Consider the following 815-nt stretch of genomic DNA (forward strand, 5'->3'; position numbering starts at 1 on the left):
CATAGGTTTTTTTATATTTGAGTTATTCTTCAAAACAGGATTTAGTTATGGAATCTATAGTTGACAGGTAACTAGAAAATATGATTTAATCCGGAAAGTGTAGCCCTGGAATCAGGGCGAATGATGCGAAGAGGATTGATGAATTAGTGCGTGAAGGGGCAGATTTTGCAATTGAAACTACTCTTTCGACCCGTAGTTATGTTTCACTGATAAAGGATGTCCAGAGAGCAGGATATAAGGTTAGTTTACTGTTTTTTTGGTTAAGCTCCCCTGCAGTTGCTATTGAACGGGTAGCTAAACGGGTGAGTAAAGGTGGGCATCATATTCCATCAGACGTAATTGAACGCAGATACTTTCGGGGGATTTATAATTTATATCGTCTTTACATACCAGTATGCGATGAATGGGTGCTGGTAAATAATATGGATCTGATCCCCGAGATTGTTGCCAAATCCACCGGGCTTGTGGAAACAATTTTTAATGACGAACTTTGGGAACATATCAAGCACATGGGTCATGAATAATATCAACGGTCTAAATCAGGATTCAACATTCAGTGACAAAGTCATGGTTGGATTGAAAATAGCGCTTCGTAAGATGGCCGAGGAAGCTGCATTACATGATGAAAGCCTTGTTATTGGTGACAAGGACGGAAATGCAAAATTAGTTCCTGCCAAAGAATTGCTCAAAACTCTTCCTGAAAAATAATTACATCCTTCCATTTTACATTCCTAGATCATACGTTTCAGTCTTTATTTTAAGATTAAATGCATGATAAAGACCGTTATACAATTTTGTTTACGATAATGTTTGGT

The 815-nt window shown here is 37.7% G+C and carries 2 protein-coding genes; both read left to right on the forward strand.

From position 1 onward, the window contains the following. The first annotated feature begins 134 nt into the window (after positions 1 to 134). The gene (locus tag OQY15_RS22365) at positions 135 to 524 is read left to right on the forward strand and encodes a zeta toxin family protein (protein ID WP_265794393.1); all 390 of its coding nucleotides are present in this window, start codon (positions 135 to 137) and stop codon (positions 522 to 524) included. Further along, positions 517 to 708: a hypothetical protein gene (locus OQY15_RS22370; protein WP_265794392.1), complete on the forward strand. Its 192-nt coding sequence runs from the start codon at positions 517 to 519 to the stop codon at positions 706 to 708. Before OQY15_RS22365 ends, OQY15_RS22370 begins: the two co-directional genes overlap by 8 nt. Positions 709 to 815 lie beyond the last annotated feature (107 nt).

The sequence above is a fragment of the Pedobacter sp. MC2016-15 genome, assembly GCF_026239695.1.
In the GTDB taxonomy this organism is placed as follows: Bacteria; Bacteroidota; Bacteroidia; order Sphingobacteriales; family Sphingobacteriaceae; genus Pedobacter.